This is a genomic window from Streptomyces sp. NPDC031274 (genome assembly GCF_055570235.1).
This window is the reverse complement of sequence record NZ_JBVIHP010000390.1, coordinates 1-1,137: the sequence shown is the minus strand read 5'-3', so window position 1 is coordinate 1,137 and position 1,137 is coordinate 1. Positions and strand designations below refer to the sequence as shown.

General features: G+C 63.9%; 1 protein-coding gene. It reads left to right on the top strand.

What is annotated here, in order from left to right; genetic code table 11:
• Nucleotides 1-249: 249 nt before the first annotated feature.
• Nucleotides 250-1,137: hypothetical protein (locus ACZ5CR_RS46615; RefSeq protein WP_468870121.1), on the top strand; the 888-nt coding region annotated here is incomplete at its 3' end.

Genomic DNA, 1,137 nt, shown 5'->3' with positions numbered 1-1,137 from the left:
AGCGATCAGGCAGCCCGCGTGCGGGAAATCCCGGACGCCCGGCTCATAGATCGGCGCTTGCCCGGGCCGCACACCGCGGCCGGCGTTCTTCGCCATTTTCTGATTTGGATCACGCCAATCTGTACGTCTTGCCCCTCGGCCGTTGAGTCGCCTGTTAAACGTGGTGCTCCCGTGCCCCACTAGGAGGGTGCGGCGGAGCATCGAGGGGGGAAAGTGCAGAGAACTCGAATATCGCGTCTACGCGTTTCCATGGTGCTGCTTCCGGCGGTGCTGGCTGCATTGGTCGTGCCGCTCGGTAGCGCCCAGGCAGATGAGGCCGCCTCAGAGATCATCACCACCAGCGGGCCCATCGGGTCCAAGACTCCGGATCTCGCTGAGCTGAGGAAGCCCGGAGCCTGGGACAGGTACCTCAAGAAAGCCGCGGCTGCCGAGGCGCAGCCCACGGTGCCGCACGAAACGGTCGGGCCCGCGCGCTCTGGCGCACCCCGGTCGCCCGAGGAATCGGCGGTGCCCCCTGCACGGCAGGACCCTGTATCCGCGCCACAGGTATCGCTGCCTGAGCCCTCTCACACCATGTCTAAGGTTGAGTGTCTCGAAGGTCTGGGGAGCAAGGAGTTCTTCATCAAGAGCCGCTTTGCCGTGTGCTCAGGACGCGAGTTCACCAACACGTGGTTCACGAACCGGGAACCGCTGGGGGTGAGCCATTTCACGGTACTGGCCATCGGGACCATTGCGAAGAACAGTCGCACCATGACCGTCACCTACCACTTCGTCGGCTTCAATGCTACGGGGCGGCAGAATGCGGCTGGTCTGGGTATTACGACGAGGGCGAAGATCGCACAGAGCTGGCCGAGCACCGCGAAGTACAAGCTCGGCGGAACTGCCTTGCCCCTGAAGAAGACGTGGTCACAGCTCGTTGCTCTGGGCAGCTTCAAGCACACGGTTTATGCGGCCGCCGACCAGGGATCCAGCGGGTCCACGGACACCGTATTTGCCGCCTACCAGCCCAACATCAAGTTGTCGCCCCCGCCAGGCTGGACCATCGGCCTGCCCAGCGACAGCGACATCTTCATGCTGCCGCCCCGCTGGGACAAGGCCACGTACCTGCCGAACAGAGCAAAGGGAGCAGCGGTGTTC